Below are 18,050 nucleotides of genomic sequence, written 5' to 3'. Positions count from 1 at the left end.
TACATTACCAGAAATCTTACCCTCATCACCAACAGCGATGGCACCGCCCTGATTTGCGACGTTATTAATAAAAGTACCGTTTACATTACCAGAAGCATCACCATTATAAATATAGATGGCACCACCCCGACCAGATGCAGTGTTATTAATAAAAGTACCATTTAAATTACCGGAAATATCACCAGCAATAAAGATAGCAGCACCCGCACCCGCTTTGTTATTAATAAAAGTACCATTTACATTACCGGAAATACCACCGCTATCAATATAGATAGCACCACCCCATGTAGGTGCAGTGTTATTAATAAAAACACCATTTACATTACCGGAAATACCGCCACTTACAATATAGATAGCACCACCATTTTTTACTGCAGTATTATTAATAAAAGTAGCGTTTATATTGGATTTAACTTCATTTGAAATGTAAATTGCACCACCGTTAGTTGAATTTCCATTTTTAAAGGTTAAGCCTGTTATATTTATGGATGTGGAGTTAACAGTCCAAATATTACTTGAGTTTTTAGCATCAAAGATTGCTTCACCATCCCCATTTTTTATGAAGTTTAAATTTTTAGTAATAGTTAATCCTATATTCTCATTTCCGGTGTATTCTCCTGATGCAATCCAAATTGTGTCTCCATCCTGAGCTTCATTTAAAGATTCATTTACTGTTTTAAATGCAGACCCTTCACTTTTTCCATCACCACTACTATCTTTACTTGAATTAACATACCAGTCATTTCCGGCAGTTAATAATTCATCATTAGATGCTTTCAAAGCATCATTGCTTATTTCATTATTATCCGCAGATAATAAATTATTTTCCAGGTTGGTTGATTCATCAATGGAAATTACATCTGTTTCATTAGCATCAGCTGCGCTTGCCGAACCAATAAAAAGGAGTAAAATCAATATTGATAAAACAACCAACAAATACTTTTTAGATTTCATTATTATTCTCCATCTACAGCAAAAGACTCATGAAAAGAGTTTTTTGTCAGTTTTTAAAGTGTATTAAAATATAAAACTGCCCAATATCAAAAACACCATTAAAAAACGGTGCCTAAAAAACAAAACACTTTTTACAATATTAACTATGTAAACAATAAAATAAAAATATTTTGAAAACAATATGCATTCACACATAAAAATGAATTCATTTTAAAAAAAACAGTTAAAATCAATAGCTAACAAAAAAAAATCTGCGATGAACTTTAAAAAAAAGAAAAGAGTGGAGGTAAAAATATTTTTTTACCTACCTGATTATTCCAAGTTTTTTGGCTGTCAGTTCATCCACTTTACCGGTTACTTTCAATCCTTTGGATTTCTGGAACTGTTTGACTGCATTAACAGTCCAATCATGATAAATTCCATCAACCATCAGATAATGTCCATAAGCTGAAAGGTAGTATCCGTTGCTTTTAAGTGCCCTTTGAATCTTTTTAACCATTGCTGAGTTTTTGCTTCCTTTGGATATGGTCTTGAAAAATGGTATGACCTTAATTATGGATGTTTTAGTCAGCTTATTGTAGTATCCGTTTCCTTTATAGGTCACTGCAACTTTGAAGGTTCCAATCTTGTTCAACTTGCTGATTTTAAAGATTGCTTTTCCGTTTGCATTGGTTGTTGCATAATAATTAATGCCGCCAACTCTTAAAACCACTTTGGTGTTTCTGATAGCTTTTCCGACATTGTCCTTTAGGATAACTGCAAAGGCTTTGACCTTGACATTTGTCTTGTATGTTCTCTGATGGATAGCCATTCTCGGAGTTGCCTTTTTGACAGTGACCTTAACGGATTCTGATGACTGGTCATATCTGTCATCGCCATTGAATGCTATTTCGGCTGTGTAGGCTTTAGGAGCCAGTCCTATGGTGGATACTTTGATTTGACCATTATCATCAGTTGTGTATTTTTTAGCACCGTTCAAATTGACGGTTACCTCAGCGCCGCCAATTGCATTGCCGTTACTATCCTTTAAAGTAATGACCATTTCCTTATCAACATTGAAAATTGCCGTTACCGGATTGGCTGTCAATTGTGTAGGAAGTTTATTGACTGTGATGTTAACTGTGTATTCTGCATCATCCATTTTTGCGGTTACAGTAGCGATTCCACTGGTTTCTGATTCAAATTCAATAGTTTCACCTAAAGACACGAAACTGCTGTGAACATGCCCATTTGTTGCAGTAAGCATTAATTTAACAGAATCCAAAATATAATGTTCATTTATCTTTTCTGAAGTTGAATTATAGTTATACAATAGGAATACAACATTTGAAGTATCGAAAACAGCAATATTATCAGGACTTGCTGTTGCGTTTAAAAACAGCCAGGTATCATAATCCACTCCATCCATGACCTTAGGTTTTGTTTTGTAATTGGTTGCATTATTTCCAAACCAGTTGTAATCGGCATTGAGTCCTTTGTCTGATTTGATTTCATATGCAGATTCCTTATTTAAAAAGACATTGTCATTAACGATTGAATTGCTTGGTGAATTGATTGCAATTGTTGATTCGACATCATTTCCCAAGAAAACTCCTCTGCTTATATTTGTACCGTTTGCTGAATTAAGCATTATCACTGCATTTCCGGTGTTGTTAATAAATATTGCTTCAAAAGTGGAATTGACTGTAGTGTTAACTCCAATTACAGCACCACTAGCATTGTTGCTGATGAAATAAGAATTAACGAACTTATCTTCTCTCATATTTCTGAAGATGTGAATTGCACTGCCGTCAAGATCTGCATGATTTTGAAGGAAGACCGCATTATCAAACAGGTTCCTTTTTGAATTAACAAAAGATAATGCTCCACCATTTTTACCTGCAGTATTGTTTATAAAACCAGTTTTAAAGAAAATGATATATTTTGCATCATCATCCACATTTATTGCACCACCATTACCTGCAGCGCTATTGTTTATAAATACGACATTGTCGAAAACAACCCCTGCCATATTTGCAAAAACGTTTATACAGCCTCCATCAACAGAAAGTGCAGTGTTATTCATGAAAACACAATTAGTATAGGTTTCAGAATCTGAATATCCTCTATTGTAAATTGCACCACCATTATTTCCAGCAACGTTACCAATGAATACTGTATTATTGTATGTGTTGTTATTGGAATTTCTATAGCTGTATATTGCTCCTCCGTTAGCTTTAGCGGAGTTGTTGAAAAATAAGCATTCGTCTAGTGTGTTGCGGTCTATATTTCTGGCATAGTATATTGCACCACCATGATTAGCGGCGGAGTTGTTGATAAACACGCATGTTTCAAAGGAGTTATAATTGGAATATCCATAACCGTTAAATGCTCCACCGTTTTTAGCGCTATTGTTGATGAAATTTGAATTGGAATATGAATTATTGTCATTTACATTATGATCTGTATTAATGGCTCCCCCACCATTTGCCGCATGATTATCTAAAAATGTGAGATTATTGAAAGTTGTGTTTGTCAGCTGTGCGTGGAAATTGATTGCACCACCATCAGCTCCATTTGCCCTGTTATGGGAAAATGTTATGTTTTCAAAGATACCACCGCTGGAACTGCTTAAAACATAAATTGCCCCACCGTTTTTGGTAGCGACATTTGATTCAAATTCAGAATTTTTGACAGTACCGTTCATGAATGTGCCTTTGGCATATACTGCTCCCCCGTTTACTGTGGCAGTATTGTTTATGAATTTACAATTGTCAATCACAATATCTGAAACGTCTCCATCGAATATTACTGCTCCACCAAGGTTTGAATGTCCATTCATAAATATAATATCATTCAAAACGACATTACGTGAAGATGTTATGTTAAATATTCTGGATTGTTCCAAACCGTTTATTGCAAAACCGTTACCGTTTATGGTTATAGGGTTTGTTATGGTTATTCCATCATTTGAGAAGGTATCATCATAGGTATAATTATTTTCTAGAGTTACCACACCTCCAACACCTGCAGCATCGATTTTTGTTTGCAAATCACTGAATGTTCCGTTATCAGTTTCGCCCATTATTTCTCTGTCATTTACCTGATTTAATGTATCGTCATTTGAATATGTCTGTATATCGTTTGCTATCGCATCATGCTCAATGGTTGCAATATCAGTCACGTTTTCAGATGCACTAACACCGGAAACCGCCAATAAAGCTACAAGCAATAATGCCAGCACCATTAATTTTTTCTTTAGCAAATTTTTTCCTCCAAAATTTTATTTGTTATATATTTATCCGGAACATCATATTAATTATTTATTATTGTCGCAGAACAATGGCCACAACAATCAGCAGGACACATGAATATTACAATAGATTTTTTAAAAATTGTTAAATAATTAATCAACTCTGAAAAAAATAAGGAATTAGGTAGAATGTTTCTACCTAACAGCAATTAAAACTCTTACTGATTTTGCTTTGTTGTAGGATTTGTTACCTAAAAATCCAACAAGCGCAGTGTATCTTGCTCTTTTATTTAAATGAGTAATTTTAAAGGTTGCTTTACCATTACTGTCTACTTTTGCAATGTATTTTTTATTTTTGAATTTCAAGACCATTTTAGCACCTTTCAATACCTTGCCTTTATACTTCAGGGTTGCTGTGTACATCTTGACTTTGACAGTTCTCTTGAATGCCTTTGATTTTGCACCCACTGTTGGAGTTCCCTTAGCCACTACCACCTTGACAGATCCGGTTGATTTAAGGTATGCATTATCGCCTGCAAAGCTAATTGATGCAGTGTATGTATGAAAATTTAAAAAAAAAATAGTGGCAGATGCTGCTGCACCTACCTAAACTCAAATTATCCTAAGCTTTAAAGCAGTTCTCTCATCCACTTTGCCCGTTACTTTCAATCCTTTGGCTTTCTGGAACTGTTTGACTGCCTTAACAGTCCAATCATGATAAATTCCATCAACCATCAGATAATGTCCATAAGCTGAAAGGTAGTATCCGTTTTTCTTCAATGCCCTTTGAATCTTTTTAACCATTGAATGATATTTGCTGCCTTTGGATATTGTCTTGAAAGCAGATATGACTTTAATGTTTACTTTTTTGGTTATCTTAGTATAATATTTGCTTCCGTTGAATGTTATTGCTGCCTTGAACGTTCCTTTCCTAAAAAGCTTGGTAATCTTAAAAATTGCCTTGCCGTTGGAAGCGGTTTTTGCATTATATGTTTTGCCGTTTACTTTCAGGAAGACTTTCGCATTTCTGATTGCCTTGCCGGATTTGTCCTTCAATACAATTGCATACTTTTTGATTTTGACAGTTGTCCTGAATGTCTTGCTGTTTGCCACAATTCTTGGAGTTGTCTTCTTTACCGGCAAAACTGTAATGCCATATGACATTTCAAGTCCTGTCAGTGGATCAGTGGCGGTCAATACATATTTGCCTGGCTTTAGATAGATATTTAAGCTGGCTTTTCCATTTTTATCTGTTGGTCTGCTATAAGATACGCCGTTAATCTCCATTGCAATATCAACATTTGCAACAGGTTTTCCTGTGCCGTCAATCAGTGAAATTTGAAACTTTGACCCATCACCATAGCGTTTAACAAGGTCTTCTGCAATCAATGTAGGCAACACTTCAATATTGTTTTCAACACTGAATTTGTCATAGGAAGTTTTAATTGTGTAGTTGCCAGGATCCAAGTTGATTTCCAATTTGGCCAATCCGTTTTCATCGCTTAAGCGAGCATATTTGACGCCATCCACTTCAAAGGTTACGGATTTATTGTATTCACCTATCTTAGCTTCAAACATAGAATCATTTTTATAGATTTTAACAAGATCCTCTGCAATTATTCCCAAATCAGCAGTGAAAGCCTTTAAGCAGACAGTGACATTTGATAATTCGATATATTTTACGACACCGGAATCTTGATAGAGATTATTATTGGTATAATATAAATCTATCCAATTGACACCATCAGGACTTATGAATGACTGATTTGGAGATGAAGAGGTATTGGCAATCCACCCATTGACATTGCAACTAACAGGAATTGGATATCTGCAGTTTGGAGTGGTTAACTTTATAGTTATCCTGAAAACATCATTACGGTTCAGCTCAACGTAATCGCTCAATTTGATTGTATTGTATCCGGGATTGTGAATGACACCCTGTTGTGTGTGTGCAAGATTGTCATTGACATAAACATAAGCTTCATAGGTTGAATCGACCCCAAATGAATACAAGCTGAATGCTGCAAGAGGATAACTGTTGTTAGAAACAAACTGATTGGAAAACCATGCGGTTTCATTATTGAAACCAAAGTTGACAAGTGTTCCTGCAGGATCATAATAATAATTCTCATTATAATTTCCTACATCCTCCATGTTAACTATTGCATAGGGAATGTTTTCCTTTGAAAGTGTCAAGTCATAATATGAAATGTAATTGAACCCATTGCCCTCCAAATAAACAGTTTGATTTATCTTTTTGTCATAATAACTTGTACCGAAGCTGTTTTTTAATATAAATGCCCCATCAGGAACATTTTCTCCAAAACGGGAACCAGGATAGTTATCATCCCATCCGACAATGTCAATTACATGGGATGAAAATCTCGGAAGAAGATTTATCGGCTCAACTTCACTTTCAACGATTGTCCCATTTATTATCATGCGTTCTGAATCTAAAGGATAATACCCCATAACGACAGAACCATATTCCAATACTGCAAGCTTTAATTGAACAATATCCATCACAGGCAGATATACGACATCCTGAACATGTTTAACAACAGTCAAATTTGTTGGAGAAACTTTAGAGGTTTCATTGAATGGGTCATCACTGGCATTGACAGGTCCTGACCATCGGCTCCAGTATGCAAGGGTTTTGGCAGTTCCTCCACCCCTCAAAAATACCCAGCCACCTTCTGTATACGGACCCATTATGTTTTTCTGATTGTTTTCTGAAAAGTTATACAGCCTGTTTTCACTTTCTAACAGATATGATTCCAGAGCACCGATTGCAGCAAAAGCCCAGCATGTACCTGAATTTTTTTGATCCTTGATTGGAGAGACATAGGATACAGTAGTGCCGTTTTGCAGAGTAATATTTCTCAAGTCATATTTTGCAGGAATGGCTGCGTCTGTCTCATCGAATACCTTGTCAAATATCATTGGCCAGAACAGAGCATACACCATATCCTCATCGCCGCTGCAGGAATTGTTTTCAACAATGCAGTTCCTGAGATTTGCCTTTCCGATTATGGTGTAAACTGTCTCATCGATCCTGTTTCGGGTATTTTGAGTATTGTTGGCTATTGTCGTGTTGTAGAGGTTCAATATACCATAATTAAAAATAGAGCTTCCATATCCATATTCACCGTTGATAGAATTATTTATGAATCTTGAATTGCTTATATTGTTTTCATACTGATAAAATGCAATTGCCGCTCCAAACGGAGACTTGTTTCTGACGGAATTGTTGATGAAATCACATCCCTCAATCGAATTGACTGAAACCATGCTGAAGATTGCTGCAGAAGAGTTAGTGGCTTTATTATTGACAAATGAATCATCAATAAATTTGGCTAATGAAAACATAAGATATGCTGAAGCGCCATTGCCTGCAGAATTACCTAAAAAAGAACAGTCGATAAGACTAATTGATGAAAGATATGCGTATACTGCCCCACCATTTGATGCTGAACAGTCAACAAAAGTACAGTTGCTCAAAACTCCACCTTTTCCATTCCAATGAACCGCACCTCCATCGCCATCGCTTCGTGCATTGATGAATTGAATATTCTTGAGCATCACATTGTCTGCGGTCACATTGAATATTCTGGATAAATGGTCTCCGTCCAGTGTGGCGCCATGCCCGTCAATTGTTATTGCCTTATCAATCCGAATTCCATTTGTAGGACCGTTCACATACATGTAGTCTTTTGCAAGGTCCAGTACTTTCCCTTTCTCAGAGGCATTTATTTCCTTTGCCAGTTCATCAAAAGTAGCAATGCTAGACTCATCATCACTTACCGAATCATCAGTCGTATTTTTAACAATCCCCGGCACAGTTTCATCAACACCAACAATATCCCCCGTAACATTGTCTGTTGCACTTGCTGAAGAAACCGCCAACAGACTTACAAGAAATATTGCCAGCATTATTAATTTTTTGTTAATCATGAATTTTCCTCCAGACATAATAGTTAAATATAAATTTTATATGAATAAACTATTAACACTTTCCAATACAGACAAACATCAAATAATAAAAAAAAAATGATTAATAAATTATATTAAAGATGCCCGTGACGGCATTTAAATTTACATCTAAGAAATGTTGTAGTGCAGTTGCACCCTAATTAGATTTCCAGTTTTTCCGTTTTAATTTCCTTTAAAAATATATTAAAACATCACTTCGACTTCCCTTATCTCAACACCCTTTGATACAGGATACTTATGGAATGTTGCACCGTCAACTTCCCCATCATCCCAGTTGCTCCATTTCCATCCTCTGCCGTCATTGAAATATGCTCTAGACTGGTAGGAACTCCTATCCATAAGCTGGCCGTTTTTGTATAGCGAGACTTCAAATCCGCCTACAGAACCGCCCATCCATTTGGTTGCTTCAACTGTGTATGGACCGTCTGATTTTTTAACATCCCTATCGAATTCAGGAACTACTGATAATGTATGGGGAGAAGCTGATGATTCCTCAACGCCGCCATCATCAACATCCTGTGTTTCGACATTTGTCTGCTTTTCGTTACCAGTCTGTAAAAACGAAATGCCTATGCCCAAAGCCAAAATTATAATTACCAAAATCAGTATTATAATCAGCTGTCTATTTTCCATTTTTATTCACCTCTTATGTATGATAACATCCTGCTTTTGAATCATAAGGGACATATACTCCTGCATCCACACCATCAATTGTTTGCGGAATGTAATGCATGTTGTTGGCAATCGCATATTCACGAGTCTGACCCATAGAGTCCACATTAGGACCATTTTGAGGATAATATGAATATCCGTCATCACTTAAACCGGACACCGAATTGTAATTGCTGGTTTTATCATCACTTATTTCTTTGGTGGCTGCTTTTTCAACTGTAACATTTCCTGTAGCCGAACTTGATGAGTACTTACCGTTTCCATCAAATCTGCATTCAACTGAATATTTACCATCATTATTCATCGTCAATTTGGCTCTGCCATTGGAATTGGTGGTTACATCCTCATTAATTACCTTTCCGTCATTGCCGGTAATTTTCATATGGACAGTTTCATTTGAAATTGGATTGCCATTGCTGTCCTTCAATGCGATAACCAGTCCATCACCGACATTGATTGTCTTATGGGCAATTGCTAACTTTGAATCTGCCTTATTCAATTCAAAAATAGAAAATCCTACAGCGACGGCAAGAACAAGAACTACCGCAACAAGTATAATAACTATATTTCTATTTTCCATCCACATCACTAAAAACACTTAATTAATATCTATTTATATACAAATTACATATTTATAGTTTCTACACAGCCAAAACCTAAAGAAAATCATAAAACATCATGAGAAATGCTTTAAAAACATTTGGGAATTTCTCCAAATCATGAATTCAGCGTCCAAATCCAGAATAGACCAACACACAATTTGGCCTTAAAGTGATAATTATATATAGGCACTTAATTAAATTAACTATTGATGTGGTGTTTATATGGTTGAAAGCGAATGGAAGAATGACAGAATTGTTTTAACTCCCATTAACCTATATATGGAATACATTCTGTTAAGCTACAACAGTTACCTGAAGGAAAACCTTAAAGGCATTTCAATAACCTACGGCGAATTGACTTACATCTACAACATCAAGTATTTTCCATCAATTTCTCAGCGCCAACTGGCCGAAACCCTGTTCGTGTCGGAGGCAAATGTTGCCAAAATGGTTAAGAAACTTGTAAATAAGGGAATCGTCGAAAAGAAAAAGGATGAAAGCAACAAAAGCAGAAATGTTCTTACATTAACCGAAAAAGGAGAGGCGATTTTTGTTGAAATCAATGTCCTGACCTGCGGATGGGAAAGGGAAATCAGCAAAAATTTCAGCAATGAGGAACTTTTTGAATTTAAAAAAAGGCTTTATCAGATTACCAAACAGACTGCACTTATGGAAAAATAGGTAACATTTAAATACAATATTCATGAATACTAATATAAGTCTTAACTTAGTTAAGTCTTTAAAATTGAAGAGGTAAAAACAATGTCAATCTACGATTTTGAAGTAAAAGATGGAGAAGGAAACATGGTTTCACTCTCCGAATTTGAAGGCAAAGTACTGTTGATTGTAAACTCTGCAACAAAATGCGGATTTACTCCACAATACACCGAATTGAATGAAATCTACGCTGAATTTAAAGACGACGGTTTTGAAATCCTCGATTTCCCATGCAACCAATTTGGAAAACAGGCTCCTGGTTCAACCGAAGAAATTGCAGAAGTCTGCCGCAACAAATGGCTGGTACCGTACCAGATTTTTGACAAAATTGACGTAAACGGTGAAAACGCATCACCACTCTTTGAATACCTTAAAAATGAACAGCCATTTAAAGAGATTACCGGCAAAGGAGCTACAAAATTAAAATTGGTTTTAAAGGCAATGGACAGACATTACAAGGACAACAATGACATAAAATGGAATTTTACAAAATTCCTTGTTGACCGTGAAGGAAATGTCGTTAGAAGATTCGAACCTACCGAAGATCTCGGAGACGTCAAAAATGCAATTGCGGATTTAATCTAGTATTAAATCCCCTATTTTTTAAGAGGCTAAACTATGGAACAATATGATATCATTATAATAGGTGCAGGTCCAGGAGGCCTGACAGCCGGAATCTATGCAGGACGTCAAGGAACACGCAATCTGATTATTGACCGTGACCTTGCTGGAGGAATTGGTCGTGAAGTTCCAGAAATGGAGAATTATCCCGGTTTTGACAGTGTTTCCGGATTGGAACTGATTGAAAAGATGAAAGAGCAGGCCACAAGAAACTGCGAACTCCATGAAATGGAGGACGTGCGTGAAATCATTAAAACAGATGACGAATATCGTTTCACAGTAAAAACCAATAAAGACGAATACCAAACAAAGACAGTCATACTTGCAACAGGCAGTTCCCACAGGCATCTGGATGCAAACGGTGAAGAGGAATTCAAGGGCAAGGGAGTGAGCTACTGCGCCACCTGCGACGGATTTTTCTTTGCAGGACGTGACATCATCATGGTGGGCGGAGGAAACAGCGCACTTCAGGAAGCAATTTATCTAAAAAATTTAGGTGCAAATGTCACTTTAGTTCACAGAAGAGATGAATTCAGAGCCCAGAAGCATCTGCAGGACATGATAAAAAAAGAAGGAATTCCAACAATCCTCAATGCAACCGTTGAGGAAATCAAAGGAAGCATGCTTGTGGAATCAGTCGTTTTGAAGGACACCAAAACCGGCGAGCTCAATGAGTTGCCTGTAAATGGAGTCTTCATCAGCGTAGGATATATTCCACACACTGAACTTGCCGAACAGCTCGGAGTCGAATTGGATGAATCAGGACACATCATCATAGACAAGGAACAGAAAACAAATGTGGACTATGTCTATGCAATCGGTGATGTATGTGTTGGTTTGAAGCAGTGGGTAGTGGCATGCGGAGAAGGTGCAGTTGCTGCAACTTCAGCATATAACGATATCAAACAGGACAGCTAATATCTTTCTGAAAGATACATGTATATCAAAAATGCAATAACAGCTACCACAATAACAGGCAGAAGCCACATGAATACCTGAAGCAGGAGTACTGCTATAAGGACTGCAATTATCATAAATATTAAATCTTGTAATTCCATGTAATTCAAATATATATTAAATCATATATAAAGTTTAAGTGGAATTGAAATACTTTTTTTTAAATTTTTCTATATTCCTTAGTTAAATATAATAAATAAAAAAACCAAAAATAACATCATTATATTTTCATGGAGTATAAAATGACAATTTTAGTTATCAACAACAAGGGACAGTACAACCACAGAATTCAGAGAAGTTTGCAATACCTCCAGATTCCATCCGAACTCGTTTCAAATGATTTAACCATCGAAGAAATCGAAGCTAAAAATCCAATCGGACTTATACTGGGTGGAGGACCTTCACTTGAAGGTGCAGGTATGAGCGAAGAATACATCAAGCATTTTGACATTCCAATTCTGGGAATCTGTCTCGGACACCAACTGATTGCAAAGGCATATGGTGGAGAAGTCACAACTTCAGAAACTGAAAGTTATGCTCAAGTGAAAATTAATATTGATAATGATAAAAATTTATTTGAAGGACTGGCACCTGAAATGGATGTCTGGTCTTCACATAAGGACGAAGTGAAAACAATCCCTGAAGACTTTGAAATTCTGGCCAGTTCCAAATTATGTGATGTCGAATCATTCAAGCATAAGAAAAGGGACGTATATGGAATTCAATTCCACCCTGAAGTGCATCACACTCCGAAAGGAGAAATAATTTTTAAAAACTTTTATAAAATCTGTCAAGAAAAGGTGTAATGATGATTGATAATGCAGAAGACTTAGCAACAAAAGCACAAGACAACAAAGCTGCTTTGAAAAGACAATATGTTAACATACCTATTGGTGATGAAGAATACGGATTTAGAATCTCTGGAATTGGGGCCAAATCTGTAAAAATTGAAAAATTCATTAAGTATGACGATATCTTTGAAGCTATTGAATCAGGTAATGACAATGGTCTTGAAGCTATGATCAAACAAATTATTGAAGATTTCGAAGAAGAGGAAGAGGAGTAAAATGTTGAGCCCAAAAGAATTTATTGAAGATGCGGTCAAAAAAATCAAAGACCAGATTGGTGATGAAAAAGCAATCATTGCATTATCCGGTGGTGTAGACAGTTCAGTATGTTCTGTTCTCGTTCAGGAAGCTATTGGAGATAATCTGACTGCAGTATTTGTAGACCATGGTCTTTTAAGAGAAGGTGAAGTCGAACAGGTAACAAACACTTTCAAAGACAGATTGAATTTCAAGTTTGTTGATGCTTCCGATGAGTTTATGGATGCTCTTGCAGGTGTTGAAGACCCGGAAGAAAAAAGAAAAATCATCGGAAAAGTATTCATCGACGTATTCGAAAGGGAAGCAATCAAATCCGGAGCAAAATTCCTCGTTCAAGGAACAATCGCACCTGACTGGATTGAAACCAAAGGCGAAATCAAATCCCACCACAACCTTGCCCTTCCAAGCGGAATGGAACTTGAACTATGCGAACCTATCCGTGACCTGTACAAGGACGAAGTAAGAGAAATCGGGGATGAACTCGACCTTCCTGCAACAACCGTATACAGGCAACCTTTCCCAGGACCTGGCCTTGGAGTACGTGTCGTCGGAGCCCTTACAAGAGAAAACGTTGAAATTTGTAGAAAAGCAAACAAGATCGTTTGTGATGAAATTGAAAAAGCAGGTATCGACAAGGACGTATGGCAATATTTCGCAGTCCTAACCAACACCAAGGTTACCGGAGTTAAAGGAGACCAAAGAGACTTCGGATATCTTATAGTGGTAAGAGTCGTCAACTCAATTGATGCAATGACAGCATCAGTGGCTGAACTTCCTTGGAATGTAGTCCAAAACATTTCCAAAAGAATTACTTCAGAAATTTCAGAAGTTACCCACGTCGCTTTATCCATCAGTGATAAACCACCTGCAACCATCGAATTCTGTTAAATACTATTTTAAACAATAGTATTTTATTTTACTTTTTTTAAAAACAATGAAAACCACTAAAAATGCTTATTTAGCCAAATTAACAGAACAAATTCAAATGAAATCTGTTAATGTCGGGAAAAATCTTGAAGGGACAACACCTCCGTCAGTATTTATAGGCAGATGGTCCTATCCGAAGGTCTATGCAGGTCCGATGATGAGCTCCCAGATGGGAGATACCTACATTATGGACTCCCCGGAAGACTGGATCGGTCAGAACAAGACCCAGGATGAAATCATCAACTACAGGATGAGCCTAGTAAGGGGAAAGCAGCTGATTAAGATTGATGATTTGGAAAATCCTTTTGTTGAAAAGCTGCAGGACATTTCCCTTGCATCCAAGTCAATCGACAGCGAAGCGACATTTGGAAGAAGGCCAACCGGATCCATGCTTACCGAAGACAGCATGCCCCACGGCCCAAGCGCAGTCATTGAAACATTCGACATCGATGCAGTTAGGTGGGACAGGCAGCTGGAGAAAACATTCTATGATACCGACCTCAAGGCAACAGATGCTGTTGTCAATCTCCACAACAAGGACGTTCCATTCTCAGCAATGCAAAAAGCATTTTCAGTAGGTGCAATAGGTACAAAAAACAAAAGAAAACTGGTTCCAACACGCTGGTCAATTACTGCATGCGATTCAACACTGGCGGATGAATTCCTCAAGGAAGTCAGAAAGTTCGAAAGGCTTGACACATACAGGCTATTTGAATTCGGAGCGCTTAACAATTATTACATAATCATCCTGACACCAACAGAATGGCAGTATGAATGGTATGAGGCATTCATCAAATTAATGAGAAATGAAGAACTGATATTTTCAGACTATGAAACCAACGGCGGCAAGAAAGAATATTCACGGGTTGGCGGATGCTATTATACTGCAAAAATGGCAGTTCTTGATTATCTTTTAAAAATCAAAAAGCAATCAGGCCTGATAATTTTAAGGGAGGCCTATGACGGATATGTGCCTTTAGGTGTTTTCAATGTACGTGAAAACATTAAGGAAGCGATGATGAGACCTTACATTGAATTTGAAACACTGGAAGATGCATTGAAATATTCCGGAGAAAAATTAAGAATTCCAATCAACAGATACGTCAAGCAGGGAACACTGCTAAACGAGATGCTTCACACAAAGCAGACCACCCTGGACATGTACTTTAAAAGCGGATAATATGTTTAGATTCAAAACCCCATCACAGAAAACCATGGAAATAATGTCTGAAGTTGCAAAGGGAAACGTTTCCAAAGACTTCGAGAAAAGCTGCATAGAAAAAATCAAGGATTTGACAGGACATGATGAAGCAAGAATTACTTCAAGCGGAAACAACAGCATTTTCATTGCGCTTTCAGCCGTTGAAGGAGACATCATTATTCCGGACCAGGGCGGCTGGCACGGATTCAAGCAGATTGCAAGATTCCTGAATAAAAACATAGTGACACTGAAAACTGATTTCGGACTGATTGACCCGAACCGATTGGATGAAATGGATTTGAAGGATAATTCTGCACTGATATTTACCAGTTTTGCAGGTTACTGTGCAGAGCAGGACACAAAATCCATTGCCAAATACTGCAAAAACAACGCCATCACAACAATCGAGGATGCATCGGCAGGAATTGGAGATAGGAAAAACAGACTTGGAAGGCATTCAGACATCATTCTTGCATCTACCGGCTCCCCGAAAATCATCAATGTCGGAAGCGGAGGATTCATCACAGCAGACAATCCAGAAATTTTTGCAAAAACATCACTTCCACAAAAACTTAGCAAAACCAACGATATCATATGTAGTGGTATAGATAATGAACTTGATAATGTTGGTAAAAATCTTGAAGTTACATTAAATGCAACAGAGTATCTAAAAAAACACATACCTAATGCAATACATGCAAATAAAAGAGGCGTTAATGTGATTATTCCGCATGAAGATGCGAAGTCAATTGGCTGGAATTTGAAAAGGTCACTGACAACAGACAAAAGCGGATTCATCACAACCTGTCCTAACTATAACAGGATAAAACAAAAAGCGATTGCAGTCGAAATCAAAAACCTGGATTACGGCTGCCTTAAAAAAGAATATCTCGATAGGATTATTGAAGAAGTCAGTAGTCAACTGCAAGCTTTGTGATTCTATCAATAATGACATCCTCAATTGACATGCTCACTATTTCTTCAGGACCTATTTTATAAATTTCCATAAGAGCATCATCGTCAGGACTCAGGACACTGTCATCGGATGTGAACAATCGGGACAGCTCATCTGTGTAGTCTTTGCAGTTGATTAAGACTGCACATAAGTTCATTTTACCTTCCTTTAACCCCAACATTTTAAAAGCCTTGGAAATCTGCCTTTGAGCGGAACATCTAAGTGCGATTTCAACGCTTACGTCATTTGCCAAATTTTCTCCCCTTTCAAAAGCGAGAAATGCCTGATTGACACCATGAACAACATGTTTTCTGGAAGCTATCGCATCGGCGTTCAAAAGCTGAATGATTTCATCGTCTTCTTTAATGTCATCAATACGATTAAGGGTTTTTTCAACAGAATCAATATTAGCCCTGAATCCTAAAATCTGAACGTTATCCATATGCATATAAACACCTATTCCCCTAAAAGCCTGTTAACACCAGCAACATAAGCCTTCACACTGGCATTAATAATGTCCGGCTCGGTACCTCTGGCGGAAACAACCTTTTCGCCCTTTTGCAGTTTAATTATCACATCAATGAACGCATCTGTACCTCCGGTGATTGAATCTACGTGATACTCTATCAAATCAATATCGTTAAAAATTTCCAAGGATTTCAAAGCGTTGATTGCTGCATCGACCGGACCGATACCTACACCCGCATTGAGAATTTCCTCATCTTCAATAGTTACCTTAACCGAAGCGGTGGGCATGACCTTATTTCCTGAAACGATAGTTACCTCATCAAGCTTAATCATATCCTCATGATTGATTTGCAAAACGTTGTCCGCTATCACCTGCAGGTCAACATCAGTAACCGTCTTTCCCATGTCTGCCAGTTCCTTAATGTCAGCGCAAATTTGCTGAAGCTGTTTTTCATCAACATCCATGCCCAATTCCTTAAGCCTATTGTCTAAGCCATGTGTTCCCATATGCTTGCCAATTACAAACTTACGTTTTCTTCCTACAAGTTCCGGAGTCATAGGTTCATAAGTGGCAGAATTCTTAATTATTCCATCGGAATGAATTCCTGATTCATGGGAAAATGCGTTTTCACCGACTATTGCCTTATTAGGTTGAATATATACCCCGGTTGATCTGGCAACCAATTTGGAAATGCCATAAATTTCATTGATTTTGATGTTGGTTGAAAAGTCAGGAAACAACCTGTCAATGCTCACAACACATTCCTCAAAAGAGGTATTTCCAGCCCTTTCACCAATACCATTGATAGTTGAATGGAATTCACTGGCGCCCCCTTTTATGGCTGAAAGCGTATTTGCAACAGCAAGTCCAAAATCATTATGACAATGACATGCAATAGGAACATCAATCTCCCCTAAACTGTTGAACAATTCAAAGGAAGAATCCGGTGTCAATATACCGACAGTATCACAAACACAAATCCTATCTGCCCCATGTTCAATTCCGTTCAAGTAAACGGACTTTAAAAAATCAATATTGCTTCTTGATGCATCCTCAGCAGACAGCTCTACAATGAGACCATGGTCCTTACAGTAATCAATGGCATCGTTGGATAAATCAAGCAATTTTTCCGAAGTGGTCTTCAATTTTTGTGAAATATGCAAATCGGAAGTCGGAACTACAAGATTAACCCCATCCACATCACAGTCAAGACAGTAATCTATGTCAATATTCAACGGCCTTGAAAAACTAAGAATTTCACTCTTGAAACCTTGTTGAGTAATCTCTTTAATAGATTCCCTTTCGCCTTCAGATGTAATGGCAGATCCTGCTTCAATATAATCCAAACCAATTTCATCCAACTTGGAGGCAATCCTAAATTTTTCCTGTGGAGTTAAAGATACTCCAGGTGTTTGCTCACCATCACGTAAAGTAGTATCTAATACTTTAATATTCAAAAAATCACCTAAAAATTATACATACGGGTATTAAGTTTGAAAAAAGCATATAAAAAAAATAGAAGTGAGTAATAATTGTAATAGAAAAAGCTTGCAGCGAAATGAAATTCCCATAGAACACCATAGTACACAAACAAAACACAAAAGGACTTCACTACTGGGATCGAAACGAGACCAGGTATAACCC

16 protein-coding genes and 1 pseudogene are annotated in these 18,050 nt (G+C 37.2%); 8 read left to right on the top strand and 9 right to left on the bottom strand.

Annotated features, from left to right (window positions below):
• The 6 genes and pseudogenes from QZV68_RS07925 to QZV68_RS07900 form a co-directional block, all read right to left on the bottom strand.
• Positions 1-954: pseudogene (locus tag QZV68_RS07925) on the bottom strand (hypothetical protein); the annotation flags it as partial.
• A 304-nt stretch (positions 955-1,258) separates the two neighbouring features.
• Positions 1,259-4,198, bottom strand: coding sequence for a peptidoglycan-binding protein (locus QZV68_RS07920; protein ID WP_296880268.1), 2,940 nt, complete (start codon positions 4,196-4,198; stop codon positions 1,259-1,261).
• 183 nt (positions 4,199-4,381) lie between these two features.
• Positions 4,382-4,681, bottom strand: a complete 300-nt coding sequence (locus QZV68_RS07915; RefSeq protein ID WP_296880267.1) for a hypothetical protein — start codon at positions 4,679-4,681, stop codon at positions 4,382-4,384.
• A gap of 117 nt (positions 4,682-4,798) precedes the next feature.
• A complete protein-coding gene (locus QZV68_RS07910; RefSeq protein ID WP_296880265.1) occupies positions 4,799-8,140 on the bottom strand; it encodes a lectin like domain-containing protein in 3,342 nt (1,113 codons plus the stop codon).
• 222 nt (positions 8,141-8,362) lie between these two features.
• Positions 8,363-8,812 (bottom strand): hypothetical protein, encoded by a 450-nt coding sequence (locus tag QZV68_RS07905; protein ID WP_296880263.1) that lies wholly within the window; start codon positions 8,810-8,812, stop codon positions 8,363-8,365.
• A 13-nt stretch (positions 8,813-8,825) separates the two neighbouring features.
• Positions 8,826-9,431: an Ig-like domain-containing protein gene (locus QZV68_RS07900; protein WP_296880262.1), complete on the bottom strand. Its 606-nt coding sequence runs from the start codon at positions 9,429-9,431 to the stop codon at positions 8,826-8,828.
• A gap of 244 nt (positions 9,432-9,675) precedes the next feature.
• Here QZV68_RS07900 and QZV68_RS07895 point away from each other — a divergent pair, with 244 nt between their 5' ends.
• The 3 genes from QZV68_RS07895 (at position 9,676) to trxB (ending at position 11,709) form a co-directional block, all read left to right on the top strand.
• On the top strand, positions 9,676-10,134 hold the full coding sequence (locus tag QZV68_RS07895) for a MarR family winged helix-turn-helix transcriptional regulator (RefSeq protein ID WP_296880260.1): 459 nt from the start codon (positions 9,676-9,678) through the stop codon (positions 10,132-10,134).
• A gap of 81 nt (positions 10,135-10,215) precedes the next feature.
• Positions 10,216-10,755 carry a glutathione peroxidase gene (locus QZV68_RS07890; RefSeq protein WP_296880258.1) on the top strand — a complete coding sequence of 180 codons (540 nt, stop codon included), beginning with the start codon at positions 10,216-10,218 and terminating at the stop codon, positions 10,753-10,755.
• 33 nt (positions 10,756-10,788) lie between these two features.
• The gene (trxB, locus tag QZV68_RS07885; protein ID WP_296880256.1) at positions 10,789-11,709 is read left to right on the top strand and encodes a thioredoxin-disulfide reductase; all 921 of its coding nucleotides are present in this window, start codon (positions 10,789-10,791) and stop codon (positions 11,707-11,709) included.
• On the opposite strand, the gene QZV68_RS07880 is transcribed toward trxB, so the two are convergent.
• A complete protein-coding gene (locus tag QZV68_RS07880; RefSeq protein WP_296880254.1) occupies positions 11,706-11,849 on the bottom strand; it encodes a hypothetical protein in 144 nt (47 codons plus the stop codon). The two genes, trxB and QZV68_RS07880, sit on opposite strands and share 4 nt — an antisense overlap.
• Positions 11,850-11,990: 141 nt before the next feature.
• Here QZV68_RS07880 and QZV68_RS07875 point away from each other — a divergent pair, with 141 nt between their 5' ends.
• From QZV68_RS07875 to QZV68_RS07855, 5 genes are read left to right on the top strand one after another with little or no spacing between them, the layout of a single operon-like run.
• Complete coding sequence (locus QZV68_RS07875) at positions 11,991-12,554, top strand: GMP synthase subunit A (RefSeq protein ID WP_296880252.1); 564 nt, start codon at positions 11,991-11,993, stop codon at positions 12,552-12,554.
• A 2-nt stretch (positions 12,555-12,556) separates the two neighbouring features.
• A complete protein-coding gene (locus QZV68_RS07870; RefSeq protein ID WP_296880250.1) occupies positions 12,557-12,814 on the top strand; it encodes a hypothetical protein in 258 nt (85 codons plus the stop codon).
• Between the two features lies 1 nt (position 12,815).
• Entirely contained in the window at positions 12,816-13,742 is a 927-nt protein-coding gene (guaA, locus tag QZV68_RS07865; RefSeq protein WP_296880248.1) for a glutamine-hydrolyzing GMP synthase, read from the top strand.
• A gap of 46 nt (positions 13,743-13,788) precedes the next feature.
• Entirely contained in the window at positions 13,789-14,961 is a 1,173-nt protein-coding gene (locus QZV68_RS07860; RefSeq protein WP_296880246.1) for a hypothetical protein, read from the top strand.
• A gap of 1 nt (position 14,962) precedes the next feature.
• Complete coding sequence (locus QZV68_RS07855) at positions 14,963-15,919, top strand: DegT/DnrJ/EryC1/StrS family aminotransferase (RefSeq protein ID WP_296880244.1); 957 nt, start codon at positions 14,963-14,965, stop codon at positions 15,917-15,919.
• On the opposite strand, the gene cgi121 is transcribed toward QZV68_RS07855, so the two are convergent.
• Positions 15,894-16,379, bottom strand: a complete 486-nt coding sequence (gene cgi121 / locus QZV68_RS07850) for a KEOPS complex subunit Cgi121 (protein WP_363137171.1) — start codon at positions 16,377-16,379, stop codon at positions 15,894-15,896. The genes QZV68_RS07855 and cgi121 overlap by 26 nt on opposite strands.
• A 14-nt stretch (positions 16,380-16,393) precedes the next feature.
• Positions 16,394-17,863 (bottom strand): (R)-citramalate synthase, encoded by a 1,470-nt coding sequence (locus tag QZV68_RS07845; protein WP_296880241.1) that lies wholly within the window; start codon positions 17,861-17,863, stop codon positions 16,394-16,396.
• Between the last annotated feature and the right edge of the window lie 187 nt (positions 17,864-18,050).

It is taken from the genome of uncultured Methanobrevibacter sp. (genome assembly GCF_902801725.1).
GTDB lineage: Archaea > Methanobacteriota > Methanobacteria > Methanobacteriales > Methanobacteriaceae > Methanocatella.
The sequence above is the reverse complement of the archived record's forward strand: the minus strand, read 5'-3'. Positions and strand labels throughout refer to the sequence as shown.

Excerpts from the sequence above, each read along its gene's own strand:
- QZV68_RS07855 (WP_296880244.1), top strand. The coding sequence starts at position 14,963 with ATGTTTAGATTCAAAACCCCATCACAGAAAACCATGGAAATAATGTCT.
- QZV68_RS07910 (WP_296880265.1), bottom strand. The coding sequence starts at position 8,140 with ATGATTAACAAAAAATTAATAATGCTGGCAATATTTCTTGTAAGTCTG.
- QZV68_RS07890 (WP_296880258.1), top strand. The coding sequence starts at position 10,216 with ATGTCAATCTACGATTTTGAAGTAAAAGATGGAGAAGGAAACATGGTT.
- QZV68_RS07880 (WP_296880254.1), bottom strand. The coding sequence starts at position 11,849 with ATGGAATTACAAGATTTAATATTTATGATAATTGCAGTCCTTATAGCA.
- QZV68_RS07870 (WP_296880250.1), top strand. The coding sequence starts at position 12,557 with ATGATTGATAATGCAGAAGACTTAGCAACAAAAGCACAAGACAACAAA.
- trxB (WP_296880256.1), top strand. The coding sequence starts at position 10,789 with ATGGAACAATATGATATCATTATAATAGGTGCAGGTCCAGGAGGCCTG.
- cgi121 (WP_363137171.1), bottom strand. The coding sequence starts at position 16,379 with ATGGATAACGTTCAGATTTTAGGATTCAGGGCTAATATTGATTCTGTT.
- QZV68_RS07860 (WP_296880246.1), top strand. The coding sequence starts at position 13,789 with ATGAAAACCACTAAAAATGCTTATTTAGCCAAATTAACAGAACAAATT.
- QZV68_RS07900 (WP_296880262.1), bottom strand. The coding sequence starts at position 9,431 with ATGGAAAATAGAAATATAGTTATTATACTTGTTGCGGTAGTTCTTGTT.
- QZV68_RS07905 (WP_296880263.1), bottom strand. The coding sequence starts at position 8,812 with ATGGAAAATAGACAGCTGATTATAATACTGATTTTGGTAATTATAATT.
- guaA (WP_296880248.1), top strand. The coding sequence starts at position 12,816 with ATGTTGAGCCCAAAAGAATTTATTGAAGATGCGGTCAAAAAAATCAAA.
- QZV68_RS07895 (WP_296880260.1), top strand. The coding sequence starts at position 9,676 with ATGGTTGAAAGCGAATGGAAGAATGACAGAATTGTTTTAACTCCCATT.
- QZV68_RS07875 (WP_296880252.1), top strand. The coding sequence starts at position 11,991 with ATGACAATTTTAGTTATCAACAACAAGGGACAGTACAACCACAGAATT.